Raw genomic sequence first — 15,119 nt, forward strand, 5'->3', positions numbered from 1 at the left:
TCCTCGGGACTAGTCGTCGCTCGCCGCCTTCGCGGGCTTGCGCCGGTCCGACCGCGGCCCCGTCAGGTCGACGTCGGGGAGCAGGTCGCGCAGGTAACGACCGGTGTGGGACGCGTCGTCGCGGGCGACCGACTCGGGGGTCCCGCGTGCGACCACCTCGCCGCCGCCCTCGCCACCCTCCGGGCCGAGGTCGATCACGTGGTCGGCGTTTTTCACGAGGTCGAGTTCGTGTTCGATGACGACCACCGTGTTGCCGGCGTCGGCGAGGCGGTGGAGCACCTCGACCAGTTTGCGTTCGTCCTCCGAGTGGAGGCCGGTCGTCGGTTCGTCGAGCAGGTAGAGCGTCTCGCCGGAATCCTTCTTCCCCAACTCCTCGGCGAGTTTCACCCGCTGGGCCTCGCCGCCGGAGAGCGTCGTCGACGGCTGGCCCAGTCGCATGTAGCCGAGGCCGACGTCCCGCAGGAGTTCGAGGCGCCGGCGGATGCCGGGGTTGGCCGAGAAGAAGTCGAGGGCCTCGTCGACCTCCATTCCCAGGACGTCGGCGATAGTCTTGCCCTTGTAGGTGACGTCGAGCGTCTCGTCGTTGTACCGGTCGCCGTCACACTCCTCGCAGGGGACGTGGACGTCCGAGAGGAAGTTCATCTCGATTTTGACCGTTCCCTGGCCGCCACACTCCTCGCAGCGGCCGCCCTTGACGTTGAACGAGAACCGGCCCTTGTCGTAGCCTCGCTGGTTCGCCAGGTTCGTCTCCGCGAAGAGTTCACGGACGTGATCGAAGACGCCGGTGTAGGTGGCGGGGTTCGACCGCGGCGTCCGGCCGATGGGCGACTGGTCGATCAGCCGCACCGTCTCGACCGCCTCGTACCCCTCGATTGCGTCGTGGTCGCCGGGGTCGACGGAGGTGTTGTCGTTCATCTCCCGGGCCAGCCCCTTGTAGAGCACGTCGTGCATCAGGGTGGATTTCCCGGATCCGGAGACGCCCGTGATGGCGACGAACTGCCCGAGCGGGACCTCGACGTCCACGTCGGCGAGGTTGTGCTGGCGGGCGCCGCGGATCGTGAGCGTCCCGTCCCCGGGGTCGCGCCGTTCGTCCGGAACCGGAATCTCCCGGCGGCCGGCGAGGTAGTCGCCGGTGATCGACTCCTCGGAGTCGACGACGGTGTCGAAGTCGCCCTGGACGACCACCTCGCCGCCGCGCCGACCCGGTCCCGGACCCATGTCGATGATGGAGTCGGCCCGGCGCATCGTCTCCTCGTCGTGTTCGACGACGAGGAGGGTGTTGCCCAGGTCGCGGAGCCCCTCGAGCGTGTCGAGCAGGCGGTCGTTGTCGCGCTGGTGGAGGCCGATGGAGGGCTCGTCGAGGACGTAGAGTACGCCCACGAGCCCCGAGCCGACCTGGGTGGCGAGGCGGATGCGCTGGGACTCGCCGCCGGAGAGGGTCGACGCCTCGCGGTCCAGCGTGAGGTACTCGAGGCCGACCTCCGCCATGAAGCCGAGGCGGGCCCGGATCTCCTTCAGGATCTCCTCGGCGATGGTGCGCTCGCGCTCGGTCAGGCTCGACTCCAGCCCCTCGAAGTGATCGAGCGCGTCCGCGATGCTCATGCGGTTGACCGCGGTGATGGCCGTCCCGTCGACGAGAACGGCCCGCGAGGAGGGTTTGAGGCGCGTCCCCTCGCACTCGGGGCAGGTGGTGACGGCCATGAACTCCTCGATGTGATCGCGGGTGTTGTCCGAATCCGTCTCCACGTGCCGGCGTTCGAGGTTGCCGATCACGCCCTCGAAGGGTTCCTCCTTCCGGCGGACGCCGTTCTTGGTCGTCCACTTGAAGAGGACGTCCTCGTCGGTGCCGTAGAGGAAGGCGTCCTGGACCGACTCGTCCAACTCCGCGAACGGCGTGTCGACCGAGACGTCGAAGTGGCGGGCCAGCGAGTCGAGCTGTCGGCGGTAGTACGACCGGTTGTAACTCCAGGGCTCGAAGACGTCCTTCAGCGGCTTGCGCTCGTCTTGCACCACGAGATCCGGGTCGACCTCCTTCGTGTTGCCGATCCCCTCGCACTCCGGACAGGCGCCGTGTGGGCTGTTGAAGGAGAAACTCCGGGTTTCGATCTCCGGGATGTCGATGCCGCAGTGGGTGCAGGCCAGGGCCTCGGAGAACTCGACGACGAGCCGATCCGGGACGCCCTCGGCCTCGTCCGTCCCGTCCGCCTCGGCGTCGGCCAGGTCGCCCGTCGACCGCGCCGTCGATCCGCCGAGTTCGACGCCGGCGGGCGGGTCGGGGAGGATCACCTTGAGGACGCCGCCCGCCTCCGCCAGGGCCGTCTCGACCGAGTCGACGATCCGCGAGCGGGCGTCGGGGTCGATCTTCACCCGGTCGACCACCACGTCGATCGTGTGGTCGTAGTTCTCGTCGAGGTCCGGGCGGTCCATCGTGAGGTCGTAGGGCTCGCCGTCGACCTCGACACGGCTGTAGCCCTCGCTCACCAGGTCGTCGAAGCGGTCCTCGAAGGCGCCCTTCTGATCGCGGACGACCGGGGCACAGAGCTTCGCTTTCGTCCCCTCGGGCAGTTCGAGGAGGCGCCGGACCATCTGGCCGGCGCTCTGTTCGCCCACCTCGCGGCCGCACTCCGGACAGTGGGGCGTGCCGACGCGGGCGTACAACAGGCGGAGGTAGTCGTGGAGCTCCGTGACGGTGCCGACCGTCGACCGGGGGTTGTTGGCGGCGTTCTTCTGGTCGATGGAGATGGCCGGCGAGAGCCCCTCGACGCTCTCGACCTGTGGTTTGTCCATCTGGCCCAGGAAGTTGCGCGCGTACGCGGAGAGGGACTCGATGTAGCGGCGTTGCCCTTCGGCGTAGACCGTTTCGAAGGCGAGCGACGACTTGCCCGACCCGGAGAGCCCGGTGACGACGCTGAACTCCTCGCGGGGGATACGGACGTCGAGGTCCTTGAGGTTGTGTTCCTCGGCCCCGCGAACCTCGATGTAGTCCTTGCTCATCTACGCGCGACTGGGGGCCGGACCGCCGAAACCCTGTCGGTTCCGGCGGTCGCGACGGGGGCGGCAGGATCGTCAGCCGGCGTCCGGGCGTCCCCGGCCGGTGGACGGACCTCCCGTCATACTATCGGCTGTAACTGTTTCAAGAGCTGCGCCACTCGGGGGTGGCGCAGCTCTTGATCGACTTACAGCCGGCAGTATCAGGAGAGCTTCTCGCGGCTGATCTTCACACCGGTCGGCGTGACGACCACTTGGTCGTCCTCCTTGACGACCACGTCGCCGTCGACCTCGCGGGCGACCTGCCGGAGGTCCTCCAGCACCCGGTCGACCACGCTGTCGCTCGGGCTCATCCGCGTGATGTCCGCGACGACGAGGTCGCCGTCGTAGACGGCGTCCTTGATCGCCATCGCGTCGCGCTGTTCGCTGATCTCCGCGAAGTGGACGCTCATCCCCGCTTCGGCTCGCGCCGTGTCGAAGTCGTCGAGGCTCAGTTCGACGTAGTCCTCGGTGCTGTGACTCTCGCCCCCGCCGAGGATCTTGCTCATGATGCCCATAGTACGTACAGGCACCACCGCCTCATTAGTTCTTGCGTCAGACGGACGGCGACGGCGGACTTTTCACCGCGGCGCCCACGCCTTGGCCCGTGACCTACAGCATCTGCGTCCGGGAGCGCGTCGAGGGGGGGAGGGACACCCCCCGCTACCGGTTCGGCGTCGCGGCCGCCGCCCGTCTCCCCGCGGTGGGGAGCGTCTGCCCGCACGCCGGCGACCACGGCGCCGTCGCGACGGCCGGCCTGACCGACCCTGGGGTCGGGGAGCGGTGTCTCGCGGCCCTCGCGGCCGGCGACCCCATCGACGCAGCGCTCGCCGACGCGACGGCCGACGGCGCGGGCCGGCAGATCCACGGCGTCGACGCCGCGTCGACCGCCGCCCACACCGGCGCCGACTGCCGGCCGGTCGCGGCCCACCGGACGGCCGACGCCTACACCGCCGGCGGCACGTCGCTCACCGACGAGGCGACACTGGAGGCCATGGTACGGGGATACCGCGAGAACGAACGCGACGCGCCGCTCGTCCGGCGCCTGCTCACCGCGCTCGCGGCGGGGGAGCGGGCGGGCGGCGACCGCCGCGAGGAACTGCCAGTCGGGAGCGCCGCCGTCGTCGTCTCGACGCCCGACGGCGGGGAACCGCTGTATCACGACCTGCGGGTCGACGCCAGCGATTCGCCGGTCGCGGACCTGCGCGAGACCTACCGGCGGGCCAGGCGGGGATACGAGGCCGCGCTGGAGCGATACGATCCTCAGACCGAGAACTCGTAGAGGTCGTCGCCGACGTGGTGGACCGACTCGACGACCTTCCCCGAATCGCCGACCATGTCCGCGCCGGATTCGAGCGCCCGCCCGACGGCGAGCGCCTTGCCGTGGGTCTCCTCGGCGATCACGACCAGGTCGCCGGCCGCGATGGCGTCGTCGGCGTCGACGATGCCCGGGCGCATCACGTCGGCGCCGTCGCTGACGAACTGAACGGCGCCGGCGTCGACGGTGACGACCCGGCGTTCGGGCGGGTAGGCGTTCGCTCCCCGCACCGTCAGGAACGGCTCGTCGTCGACGACGAAGACCGCCGGCTCGCCGTCGACGAGGACGAGGTCGAACTCGGTCCCGACGAGGTCGACACGCTCGAACGCGTCGCCGTCGACTTCGACTCCGAGCGCGTCCTCGATCGTCGCGGTCAGCTCCCCGATCTCGTCGCTCCGCAGGTGGTGGCGGGATTTGACCTCCATGCTGAGGTCTGGGACCGCTCGGTCCATAAGTCGCCCGTTCCGTCGATGAATTTTTATAGTATTGTGTTTTATTCCCAATATGGAACACCAATGTGATCGGTTCGTCCGCAGGTTCGCCGGTGTCGTCGTGCTCATCGGATTCCTGCTCGGCTGGTTCGTCAACGAGTGGTTCTTCCTCATCGACGCGTTCGCGGGAGCGAACCTGATTCAGAGCACGTTCACGGGGATCTGTCCCCCCCGACGAGCGTGTCGGCGCTGGCGTTCGAACGCGTAGATTCCACGTGGTGAGGAGGGTCGGCGCTACTCGTCGGCGACGGACGCGAGGACCCGCTCGAAACGCTCGCGCACGTCGTCGGCGAGGTGATCGAAGTCGGCGTCGTCAACGACGCCGAGAAGGGTCGTCGGATCGACCGCACTGACGCCGACCGTCCCGTCGTCGGTCTCGTAGACGACGACGTTACACGGGAGGAGCGCCCCCAGTTTCGTCTCCTCGCCGAGGGCTTCGTGTGCCAGAGCGGGGTTGCACGCCCCGAGGATCCGGTACTGCCGGAACGTCTCGTCCAAGTCCAGCTTTTCAGCGAACGCCGCCCGGACGTCGATGTCACAGAGGACGCCGAACCCCTCTTCCGAGAGGGCGGCTTCCGTCCTGTCGACGACGTGATCGAAGTCTCCGGACAGCTGGATATCCATAGTATAGGACATAACAATCAATACTGTCTCGGGCGGTTTACCGGTTGTGGTCCGAACACTTCGAACGTCCGCCACGCGTCGGACGTGTAACAAACGCTAAGTGGGCGTGGTGCCTGGCCTCGACTATGTGGCGCTCGGGATCGGACGGCGGCGCGGACGGGAAGACGGTCGTCTGCATCGCGTGTGGATCCTCGCTCCGTCGGTCCGACGCCCGCGAGTACGACAAGGAGGGGGATCGCTGGAGTCGACGGGGCAAGGACTTCGAACACCTCTGTAAGGAGTGCTACCGGAACCTCTGTCACCAGCCGCGGGACGAACTCGAGGCGTTGCTCGTCGACATCGCGGACGACGAGGAGCTCTCGCGAAGCGACTTTCTGGAGCGGTACTACGGTGCCGTCGAGGAGCGATACGGCTCGGCCGAGGGTCCCGAATCCTGACCGCACGGCCCCGATCCCTCGCCCGACACGTCTAACTACCCGTCACGTGTACCTCGGGGCATGACGAACGACGCGCAGGCCGAGGCCGGGACGGCCGAGGGCCAGGGTCCCGTCGAGATCAGCCCGGCCGAGGCCAGGCAGTTACAGGAGAAACGCGAGGAGTTGTTCGAGGAGTTCGAGATCCGGGACGCGTTCCCGCGGGAGGTGCTCCGCGAGGCCGAGGAGCGAACCGACGGCGTCCAGGCGGAGATCGAGGCCGAACTCGACGAGCGGCGCGACCTCCGGGAGCTGACCGCGTGGACGACCGACCCCATCGACGCTCAGGACTTCGACGACGCGATCAGCGTTCGGGAGGAGGAGGACGCCTACCGGCTGTGGGTACACATCGCCGACGTCACCCACTACGTCCACCCCGACTCGGCGATGTGGGAGGAGGCGGTCCAGCGGGGCAACACCGTCTACCTCCCCGCCTACACCGTCCACATGCTCCCGCCGACGCTCGCGGAGACGGTCTGTTCGCTCGTCCCCGACGAGGACCGCCTCGCCCACACCGTGGAGATGGAACTCGATCCCGAGACGCTCTCCTTCGAGGAGATAGACATCTACAAGTCCGTCATCCGGAGCGACGAACGCCTCACCTACGGCGAGTGCGAGACGCGACTGGAGGACCCCGACGCGCCGCTCCACGAGGAGAACGTCCTCGCCTTCGAACTCGCCGACCGGATGCACGAACAGCGCAAGGAGGACGGCTCGCTCGTCCTCAACCCGCGTCGGGACCGCGCGCACACCATCATCGAGGAGTGCATGCTGAAGGCGAACAAGGCCGTCACCCACGAGTTGATGTGGAACCGCGGCGTCGAGGCGATGTATCGCGTCCACCCACAACCGACGCCCGATCAGTGGAACGACGCCCTCCGAGAGATCCAGGAACTCGACGGCGTCTCCATCCCCACCGACAAGTGGGACGACCCGCGCAAGGCCGTCAACGGCGCGCTGGAGACCGCCCCCGATCGGATGCTCTCGAAGATCCAGCGCGCCGTGTTGAAGGTGATGCCCCGCGCGAAGTACATGAACGACCCCTTCGGCGGCCACCACGCGCTCAACTTCGACATCTACGGCCACTTCACCTCGCCCATCCGGCGGCTCTCCGATCTCATCAACCACTGGATCGTCCACGAGAACGACGTCCCCGAGGACCTGATCGCGCTCTGTGACCGCGCCTCCGACCGACAGAAGGACGGCGAGACCGTCGAGCGCCTCTACAAGGGGTTCATGGAGGAGATCGGGCTCGATCCCTACGCGGTGAACAACCGCGGTGTCGTCACCGTCGACGACGACGGCACCGTGGTGGACGAGGAGGGACTGCCCCCCGAGGACGACTGATCGGCCGACGCCCCCAGTTCTCGACGCCGAAAATCGGGGCGGTACCTTTGTATGCCGATCGGCCGTCGCATCGGCCAGCCGTCGAGTCGGATCGACCACGCATCGTCCCGACCCCGACGGCCCCTTTCGTACCATGGTGGGGCGGGTCGCCCCGCCCCGAACGCCACACAGCGTCGCCACTCGGCGTGGATCGGCGGCGCGTCTCCCCGACGACCCCGTCGACGGCGTGAGGGGGAGACTGGGGCGAGGCCCCGAGACTCACGCCGTGATCGCCGCGTGTGGGACACGGGGCGGGCCCCGGCCCCTCGACGGGCGCCGGGAGCCACCGGTGTATGCACCTTCCTGATAATAAATGTACGATTCTGCCGCCGATCGGCACGGATCGTCGGCCGCATCGGCGGCTCAGCCCTCCCGGACCCACCCCGGCGTCTCGACGGCTGTCTCGCCCAGACACGTGTGTTCGTACCGATACCGGAGGGTTCCGCCCGTGTAGGTCACCGTCGTCTCGAGTTCGAGGATTCGCCCGTCCGCCGCGACGACGACGGTTCCGGAGCCGTTCGTCCCGGCGCCGTAGGTGTTCGAGACGGTGTTGTCGTGGACGCCCGTGACGTCGTAGACGAACGCGGTGGTGCCGTTGCGCTCGACGGTCCGCTCGTGTTCGAGTTCGTAGAGGAGGAGCTGCGACAGCAGCACCCGCCGATCGATCGACTGGGCGACCCGGTAGAACTCCGCGTTCGACTGCCCCACGAGCGTCTCGTTCCGGACGCTCCACTGCGAGAACGTGCCGTCCTGCAGGAACACCTCCCGGTGGTCGTCCCTCCCCCGGATCGACGCGTACAGCCGTCCCGTCTCCGTCTCGTACGCCATATCGAGGGTGGTCTCGTTGGCGGGTCCGTCCCCGGTGTCGACCTGTCGGGATCGGTACCGAACCGTCGTCGAGGGCCCGGTGAGGGCGGCCCGGTAGTGCGTGTCGAGGGCGACCGTCGCGTTCTCGACGCCCGCTGCGGACCACCCCTCGGGATAGGACGGCTCGCCGGGTTCCGCGTCGCTTGACGTCGTGGATCCGGGCGTTTCGGTGGTCGCCGGCGTCTGCGTCGGCGCCGGCGACGTCGTCGGCGACGCCGCGTCGCCGCCCGGCCCGAAGCCGGAACACCCCGCGAGGAGGACGAACGCCACGACCGCGAGCGTCCGCAGTGACGTGTGACCCATATCCCACATCGCGTGGGTGACGCTCATCATCCCTGCGGTTCGCCCGATGGGTCACCCTCGGTCGCGCCGAGTGCCCCACCGAACCCCGCCGTAGACGACGAGCGCGGCCGCCGTGACCCCCAGTCCGACGGCGATTCGGAGCATCAGCAGTTCGGCCGGCGACGTGACCACCGGCGCCGACTTCACTCGGACGAGGTACACCCGCGCGAGCGCCCCCTCGGCGAGTGCGGGGGCGAGAAACCCACCGAGGCTGACGGTGCCGACGGCGAGGGCCGCCCACGGATCCGTCGCCCGCGACCGTCCGTGACGCGCGGCATCCCGGTAGACGAGCCACGCGACGATGGGTGCGACGAGTACCCCGAGACCGATCACGAGCGCGGACACGGTCTTCCCTCCGTCCCCCCGGCGATAAACGCCACGATGCCGCCCGTTCCCGCGTCGACGGCGCGGAGACGTCCCCTCCGCGCTATCCGAGCCAGCGGTCGTAGGCGTACAGGCCGCCCCCGGCCAGTAGCAGGACGACACCCAGTGCCGCGACGCCGAGGCCGACGACGAACCCGGCGAATCCGGGGCCGAAGTCGTCGACGTGGCCGACGACGTGGATGCTATAGAGGGTCCCATCCTTCCGGATCGCGGTCGGAAGCCGGTCGACGTAGGGGTCGTTCACCCGCGGCCGGTACTCGCCCTCGTTCAGCACGGCGTCGACGGTGCGTCGCTCGGCGGCCGAGAGCGTCTCGTAGCGGGGCGCCCGCTCGGCCGTGGCGTCGGCGACGACGGAAAGCGGGACGGGATCGGCCGCGACCGTCGAGCCGTCCCCCTCGACGGTCAGGCGGTAGTACCCCTCCGTCCCGGCGTCGCTGTCGCGGACGAAGGCGTACTCGTCGTCGATGGCTCGCAGATCCGCACGGACGCGCTCGTCCGGCGCCGTGGCCGACCCGTTCGCCATCGCCGTCTCCAGCGTGCGGCGCGTGGCGTCGGGCGCGCGGTACTCGTCGCCGTACCGCGTCGTGAGCTGATAGTCGGCGACCGCGACCTCGTGGCCGTACCGGTCGACGAACCGCGTCCGGTCGGACTCGTTCGCGAGGTCGATCGGTTCGGCGGCGTACACCTGTGCGGTCCGTTCGGGCGGGGACGTGGCCTCCGCTGCCCAGCCGAGGTACTGCGGTGCCGGGAGACAGAGCATCCCGACGACGAGCAACAGGAGGGCGACTCGGCGGCGGTCCATCGATGAGGCTTCACCGCGTCGCGCCATGAGTCTTGCGTGGCCGGTCCCGGCGACGCGCCACGCCTTTCGGGACGTTAATGAACGGCGCGTTCGGGGATCCACCGACGCGAGTGACGTACTTCGATTCGATCGGTCTCCTCCGGGACCGCGAGTTCGCCGCCCTGGCCGGCACGGCCTTCGCCCGGAGCCAGGCGTACTCGACGATCCTGATCGCGCTCGCCCTCTACGCCGACCTCTTCGGCACCTCCGGGTTCGTCGAGGGGCTGTTCGGCACGGCCTTCGCCCTCGTCCAGTTGCTCGTCGTGCTCCCCCTCGGGCGGGCGGTCGACACCGGCAACGCGAAGCGGTATCTGCTGGCGGGCTTTCTGATCAACGTCGGCGTCTTCGTCGGGTTCGCACTGGTCGACTCCGCCGTTCACGTCGTCCTCGTGCGCACGCTACAGGGGTTGGGCGCCAGCATCCTCTGGATCACCGGGACGACCGTCGTCGGCGACATCAGCCCCGACGCCCAGCAGGGGCGGTGGCTCGGTTCGTACAACCAGTTCGCCTCCCTCTCGTCGCTGGCCGGCGACCTGCTCGGCGGCTACCTCCTCTATGCCTACGGCTTCACCGCGACGTACGCCGTCCTCTCGCTCATCACGCTCGGCGCCTTCCTCCTCGTCGCGCTCTTCCTCCGCGACGATCCGGGCGGGCGAAAGGACCCCGACGAGTCGACCGGGATCGGCACCTTTCGATCCCTGCTCGGGCTCCCGATGTTGCGCGCGCTCGTCGGGTTCCGCTTCGTGTTCAGCTTCGGCAAGATGGCGGTCATCGTCTTCCTGCCCATCTACGCCCGCACGGGCTTTGGCCTCTCGGCCTTTGCCATCGGCTGGATCATGGCCGGCGGCAAGCTCACCAAGGCGCTCACACAGGGGGTGGTGGGAAACCTCACCGACCGCGTCGGCCGCGAACACCACTTCGTCGTCGTCGGTGCCTTCCTGTACGCGCTCGGGACCGCGATCATCCCGCTCGCGGCCCACTTCGAGGGGCGGATCGACCCCGTCGCCGTCTCGCTTCTCGGGGACACACAGCGCCTCGGCGGTGCCTTCTTCACGCTCTTTGCCGCCTTCTCCGTGCTCGGCCTCGGGGACTCCGTCCGCCTGCCCGCGAGCATGTCGCTGTTCGTCGACGAGGGCGACCGGTTCGACTCCGTCGCCAGCGCCATGTCCCTCCGCTCGCTCTCCTGGAAGACCGGCCAGGTCGTCGGTCCCGTCCTGATCGGGTCGACCATGGACTTCGTCTCCACCGAAGCCGGGTTCGTCCTCGCCGCGGGCTTTCTCGCCGTCGCGACGGCCGTCTTCGCCGTCACCGCGCGGCGAGCCCACCCGCGAGACGAGCCCGGAACGGAGCCACTGCCGGACTGACCCCGACGCCGACGCCCCCCGCCGTGGGACAGACACTTGCCCCTCCCTCCCGTACCGCGGGCGATGACCGACCAGTTGGTGACGGCCGGGATCGATCGCTGTCGACGGGCCGCCCTGTCAGTCACCCGTCCGGCGGACAGCGGGAAGCCACCCGCCATCGCACGGCCGGGCACCGACGGGACCCCGGACTCCGCCGGCCCGGTCGCCGACCTCGCGACCGACGGGCGGCCGGTGGCAGTCGAGCCCATCCGGGACCCCTCGCCGACGCTCGTGCTGTCGCGTCTCTGGAACGACCGTCGACACGGGCGGGCGGCGCTGTTCGTCGTCCCCGACCGCGGGACGGCCGAGCGCGTCGAGGCGCTCCTCGCCGCCCCTGCCGGCGTCCGAACCGTCGACGACTGCGGCCGAACGTTCCACACCGGCCCGGATCGGGTTCCCCTCGCCGAGGGCGGATACGCCGCCGTGCCCACCGGGACCGACCTCCGGTGGCGGGAGTCGACCACCGCCCGGGCGATGAGCGGGATCCGGGTCGACGCCGACCGCCCCGCGCTCCCCGACGAGCCGACGACCGACGCCGGCGGTCCGTGGCTCGAACTGCTCGCCGACGACGACGTGCTGGTCCGTCTCGACGGCGTCGGCGCCCTCGACTGTCCCGCCCGCGAGCGCTTTCCCTACGCCTACGCGCGGGACCGCGACAAACAGATCCGCGTCGTCGACTTCGCCGGGCGTCCCGTCCAGCGCTACCCCGGCATCGGGGCGATGCGTGACGGCGGCTTCCGCCCAGTCCCCGCCCCCCTCGTCCCCGAGCACATGTTCGACGCCCCCGTCGACGACCACTGGGCCGTCGTCGTCGCCGACGAGGAGACGGCCCGGCCGTAACCACGCTCAGTCGTCGACGAAGTACGCGGGCCGCAAAAGCCGATCCGTGATGTCCGTGGGGTCCGCCGCCCCGCACCGCGGACAGGCGTGTGGCACCGTCGGTGTCGCGCTGACGGTGTCACACGCCTCGCAGGCGACGTACCGCAGGCCGAGCATACCGACTCTCGGGCCGCGCCGCGCAAAAGCGTGTCCACCGCGGGGCCACCACCCCGAACCGTGATACGCCTCCCGACCCACGTACGGTCGATGGTCTCGCTTCGCACCCGCCTCCGGTTGCTCTCGGCCCTCGGACTGCTCGCCGGCCTCACCCACCTGCTCCTCGCCGGCCGACTCCTGGCGACGGCCCGCTGGGGGTACGACCGCCTCCTCGCCGTCGACTTCGATCCCCGCCCGAACGCGACGCGGCGCGTGCGACTCGTGGGCGTGCTGTTTCTGGGTGTGGCGGCGCTCCTCCGGTCCCTAGCGCGTCGCGTGGGTGGAGCGTAGGTGGGCGGTGCTTCGCGCCCGCCCGTCTCACGCCGTATCCGAGGTCGATCGAGACGCCGAGAAGTGGTCGCACGAAACGCGACTCCCCGTACCGGTCGATACCGACGGGACTCGTCTCTCCCGACGATCGGTTCTCGCCGTCGCTCATCGTCCGATTCTGCAGCCGCGCCGCTTCGAGCGCGACTCCCTCGGTGAGGTCGAGGGTCTGCACGCCACCGAAGTCCCGGCGGACGCTCTGCACGTCGGTCGATCCCGATCCGAGTTTGCCGGCGATGATCTCGTACACACAGAACGTCGAGGTGAAGAAGGCTTCCCGGCCGTCGAGGTACTCGACGACGCAGTCGATGCCGCCGAGATAGTCGATGATGGTTCGGAATCGGTCGCGTCGGAAGGAGAGTGGGACCGCCGTGATTTCGTTATCTCGGAATATTCGAATATTATATCTAAAAATGAAGAGGCACTTGAAGAAATTGAAGAATACTATAATAAATCATATGAGTCGATTCCGAAGGGGATATGGGCCCTAATGGCTGGCATCGTACTCACACTTGGATTATTTATTTCGGGTGACGCGGTCGTCCTGGTCGCGTTAACTTTGGCATCGATTCCACCAGACGGCGAGGGCTTGGAGCCACGATTCTGCTGTCGTCGGCTCCACGTGGCTGAACGTATTTGAAAACGAAGAGGTTCGTCGTTTTATCTCACGAAAGAGACGTTCGACGGCATTCCGATTGCCATGGTGTTCGTATCTGCAATCGAGGCCGTGTCGATCGAGGGCAGTTTGGAGCCATTGAGCATCGTCGACGAGAAACACGGCGATTTCGACGTCGTGTTTCTCGCGTAATTCGCTCAGGAAGATTTCGGTTAAACCAGTCGTATACGTGCTAAAAAGCCGTATGTGAAGGAATGTGTTTGTTTCAGGATCGATGGCGGCGTACAGCCAGTATTGCTGATCGTTGATTCGAATCACGGTTTCGTCAAGCGTAACGTGATTCGGGCTCGCACCGCCTTCGGGCTGTAGATCGGCCTTCTGCACCCAGTTGTGGACGGCCGTTCGAGAGCGTTCGACACCCAACCTTTCAAGAATCGAGATGGTATTCGAAAGTGATAGTCCAGCCACGTGCATCTGAATACCGAGCCGCATCGCGAACTCGGGTGTCCGCTGACGCTCCACAAAATCTAATTCGATCCAGTCGCTACCGTCGCTGAGGCGTGTGATTTCGGGCATAGACACTCAGAAATCAGCACGCCTCACTCTTCACGCTTAACTTGACACGACCTCGGATGACCGGCGAATCTATTTCAGTATCGACGTCGTAGGTGGGAGCAGAATGGCGACGCAGACATACCGGATCGTGTCGAGCGAGGAGTCGACGGTCCACGGAGAGCCCCACATCGAGGGGAGTCGGATCACCGTCCGGTACGTCCATGAACGCGTCGAGGAGCGAGGGCTTCGCCCGGAGACGGTTGCGGACCGTCACGGCCTCGACGTCGCGGACGTGTACGAGGCGCTGGCCTACTTCCACAACAACCCCGAGGAGATGAAAGAAGTCGAGGAGCGCCACGAGCGGGCCGTGGAAGAAGCCAAGCGCCGGTCGACGCTGACACCGCCCGAGGAGTAACCGGATGGCGTATCGGTTGATTCTCGACGAGAACGTCGAGCACGAGGTACTCCACCGTCTCGAAAACTACGGCCACGACGTCGAACACATCGACTTCGCGACCGAACTTGGAAAGGGGACTGACGACCGACCAATCGCTCGGTACTCCCAAGAGTCCGACCGGATCATCGTCACCTACGACGACGATTTCGCCCTCGAACTCGGTGATGACGACTACCGAGCGGCGTTCTACTTCGCCGACGCGACCCTGTCGGCCAAGCAGGTGGCGGACGTGATTCACCGAGTGTCGCAGGTGTACGCGCAAGAGGAGGTCGACGGTCTCGAATATGTCGGGACGGAGTGGCTGTAGTTAGAGCCAGTCGACTTTCTCGATACCGCGCTGTTGCGCGTCGAGACTGTACGCGCCGAGGTAGTGCTCGCGAAACGTGTCCCAGTCCTCCCAGCCGCCCCACTCCATCACGAGCCCGGGCTCGACTTCGCGCTCGACGAGCAGGGTACCCCAAGTGCGCCGGAGATCGTGGGGACCGAGGAAGGTCCATCCGTCGTCGCCTGTGTCGGCGTAGAGCCGTTCGCCGGCTGTGGTGACCCACCGCCGGATCGTCCGCGGCGAGCGGTCCACGAGCGGCGTGTCGGCAGCCTCGTCGCGCACGTCGGCGAGCGCCCGCATGGACGCCGCGAGATCGGTCGGCACGGGCGTCTCTCGGTACTTCGATCCCTTCCCGTCCTGCACGCGGACGAACGGGCCGACGGGCGTGTCGACGACGTCGGCGGGCGTCACGTCGGCCGCCTCGGCGACGCGGAGTCCGCATCGAGCGAGTAGCCCGAGCGCCACCGTCTGTGTCGTTCCGTCCACCTCGTCGAGCAGGGCGTCGACCTCCTCGGGGCGTAGCCATACCTTCCTACCGTCGTGGTCGTCGTGATCCCCCATCTTCATCGCGTCCGATCACCTCACAAATCAGTCAAAGAACCGTGAGCATCTAGTACTTTCGACCGTGATCGGGCCGGCGTCGAGGGC

19 protein-coding genes are annotated in these 15,119 nt (G+C 67.8%); 9 read left to right on the forward strand and 10 right to left on the reverse strand.

The features are described 5' to 3' along the window. Nucleotides 1–9 precede the first annotated feature (9 nt). Together uvrA and EI982_RS14415 are read right to left on the reverse strand one after the other, a co-directional pair. A complete protein-coding gene (gene uvrA / locus EI982_RS14410) occupies nt 10–2,994 on the reverse strand; it encodes an excinuclease ABC subunit UvrA (protein WP_157690352.1) in 2,985 nt (994 codons plus the stop codon). 197 nt (nt 2,995–3,191) lie between these two features. Beyond that, entirely contained in the window at nt 3,192–3,545 is a 354-nt protein-coding gene (locus tag EI982_RS14415; protein WP_157691242.1) for a cell division protein SepF, read from the reverse strand. 89 nt (nt 3,546–3,634) lie between these two features. Between EI982_RS14415 and EI982_RS14420 the strand changes: the two genes are divergently transcribed. Further along, nucleotides 3,635–4,309: a DUF1028 domain-containing protein gene (locus EI982_RS14420; protein WP_157690353.1), complete on the forward strand. Its 675-nt coding sequence runs from the start codon at nt 3,635–3,637 to the stop codon at nt 4,307–4,309. On the opposite strand, the gene EI982_RS14425 is transcribed toward EI982_RS14420, so the two are convergent. Continuing rightward, nucleotides 4,291–4,770: an RNA-binding protein gene (locus EI982_RS14425; protein WP_157690354.1), complete on the reverse strand. Its 480-nt coding sequence runs from the start codon at nt 4,768–4,770 to the stop codon at nt 4,291–4,293. The genes EI982_RS14420 and EI982_RS14425 overlap by 19 nt on opposite strands. Nucleotides 4,771–4,849: 79 nt before the next feature. Here EI982_RS14425 and EI982_RS14430 point away from each other — a divergent pair, with 79 nt between their 5' ends. Continuing rightward, nucleotides 4,850–5,044 (forward strand): YgaP family membrane protein, encoded by a 195-nt coding sequence (locus EI982_RS14430; protein ID WP_157690355.1) that lies wholly within the window; start codon nt 4,850–4,852, stop codon nt 5,042–5,044. A 26-nt stretch (nt 5,045–5,070) separates the two neighbouring features. On the opposite strand, the gene EI982_RS14435 is transcribed toward EI982_RS14430, so the two are convergent. After that, nucleotides 5,071–5,472: a DUF302 domain-containing protein gene (locus EI982_RS14435; RefSeq protein WP_157690356.1), complete on the reverse strand. Its 402-nt coding sequence runs from the start codon at nt 5,470–5,472 to the stop codon at nt 5,071–5,073. A gap of 113 nt (nt 5,473–5,585) precedes the next feature. On the opposite strand from EI982_RS14435, the gene EI982_RS14440 reads away from it, so the two are divergent. Both EI982_RS14440 and EI982_RS14445 read left to right on the forward strand, forming a co-directional pair. Beyond that, entirely contained in the window at nt 5,586–5,897 is a 312-nt protein-coding gene (locus EI982_RS14440) for a DUF7562 family protein (RefSeq protein WP_157690357.1), read from the forward strand. Between the two features lie 60 nt (nt 5,898–5,957). Further along, nucleotides 5,958–7,280: a ribonuclease catalytic domain-containing protein gene (locus tag EI982_RS14445; protein WP_157690358.1), complete on the forward strand. Its 1,323-nt coding sequence runs from the start codon at nt 5,958–5,960 to the stop codon at nt 7,278–7,280. Between the two features lie 402 nt (nt 7,281–7,682). Here the strand turns inward: EI982_RS14445 and EI982_RS14450 are convergent, their stop codons facing one another. From EI982_RS14450 to EI982_RS14460, 3 genes are all read right to left on the reverse strand, one after another. Beyond that, nucleotides 7,683–8,516: a DUF7537 family lipoprotein gene (locus EI982_RS14450; RefSeq protein ID WP_157690359.1), complete on the reverse strand. Its 834-nt coding sequence runs from the start codon at nt 8,514–8,516 to the stop codon at nt 7,683–7,685. A 24-nt stretch (nt 8,517–8,540) separates the two neighbouring features. Next, nucleotides 8,541–8,873, reverse strand: a complete 333-nt coding sequence (locus EI982_RS14455) for a hypothetical protein (protein WP_157690360.1) — start codon at nt 8,871–8,873, stop codon at nt 8,541–8,543. 82 nt (nt 8,874–8,955) lie between these two features. After that, the gene (locus tag EI982_RS14460) at nt 8,956–9,714 is read right to left on the reverse strand and encodes a hypothetical protein (RefSeq protein WP_157690361.1); all 759 of its coding nucleotides are present in this window, start codon (nt 9,712–9,714) and stop codon (nt 8,956–8,958) included. 77 nt (nt 9,715–9,791) lie between these two features. Here EI982_RS14460 and EI982_RS14465 point away from each other — a divergent pair, with 77 nt between their 5' ends. Further along, nucleotides 9,792–11,117, forward strand: coding sequence for an MFS transporter (locus EI982_RS14465; protein ID WP_157690362.1), 1,326 nt, complete (start codon nt 9,792–9,794; stop codon nt 11,115–11,117). Nucleotides 11,118–11,180: 63 nt separating this feature from the next. After that, nucleotides 11,181–11,996 (forward strand): hypothetical protein, encoded by an 816-nt coding sequence (locus EI982_RS14470; protein ID WP_157690363.1) that lies wholly within the window; start codon nt 11,181–11,183, stop codon nt 11,994–11,996. Nucleotides 11,997–12,002: 6 nt separating this feature from the next. Here the strand turns inward: EI982_RS14470 and EI982_RS14475 are convergent, their stop codons facing one another. Continuing rightward, nucleotides 12,003–12,152 carry a hypothetical protein gene (locus tag EI982_RS14475; protein ID WP_157690364.1) on the reverse strand — a complete coding sequence of 50 codons (150 nt, stop codon included), beginning with the start codon at nt 12,150–12,152 and terminating at the stop codon, nt 12,003–12,005. A 90-nt stretch (nt 12,153–12,242) separates the two neighbouring features. On the opposite strand from EI982_RS14475, the gene EI982_RS14480 reads away from it, so the two are divergent. Continuing rightward, nucleotides 12,243–12,482 (forward strand): hypothetical protein, encoded by a 240-nt coding sequence (locus tag EI982_RS14480; protein WP_157690365.1) that lies wholly within the window; start codon nt 12,243–12,245, stop codon nt 12,480–12,482. Nucleotides 12,483–13,071: 589 nt separating this feature from the next. Here EI982_RS14480 and EI982_RS14485 read toward each other — a convergent pair. After that, nucleotides 13,072–13,710 carry an IS6 family transposase gene (locus EI982_RS14485; RefSeq protein WP_157690366.1) on the reverse strand — a complete coding sequence of 213 codons (639 nt, stop codon included), beginning with the start codon at nt 13,708–13,710 and terminating at the stop codon, nt 13,072–13,074. Between the two features lie 103 nt (nt 13,711–13,813). Here EI982_RS14485 and EI982_RS14490 point away from each other — a divergent pair, with 103 nt between their 5' ends. Together EI982_RS14490 and EI982_RS14495 are read left to right on the forward strand one after the other, a co-directional pair. Then, nucleotides 13,814–14,104 (forward strand): DUF433 domain-containing protein, encoded by a 291-nt coding sequence (locus tag EI982_RS14490; RefSeq protein ID WP_157690367.1) that lies wholly within the window; start codon nt 13,814–13,816, stop codon nt 14,102–14,104. A 4-nt stretch (nt 14,105–14,108) separates the two neighbouring features. Continuing rightward, complete coding sequence (locus EI982_RS14495; protein ID WP_157690368.1) at nt 14,109–14,453, forward strand: DUF5615 family PIN-like protein; 345 nt, start codon at nt 14,109–14,111, stop codon at nt 14,451–14,453. Here EI982_RS14495 and EI982_RS14500 read toward each other — a convergent pair whose 3' ends face one another. After that, entirely contained in the window at nt 14,454–15,032 is a 579-nt protein-coding gene (locus tag EI982_RS14500; protein WP_233255240.1) for a tyrosine-type recombinase/integrase, read from the reverse strand. Between the last annotated feature and the right edge of the window lie 87 nt (nt 15,033–15,119).

Origin of the sequence: Haloplanus salinarum (genome assembly GCF_009762275.1) — an archaeon.
In the GTDB taxonomy this organism is placed as follows: Archaea; Halobacteriota; Halobacteria; order Halobacteriales; family Haloferacaceae; genus Haloplanus; species Haloplanus salinarum.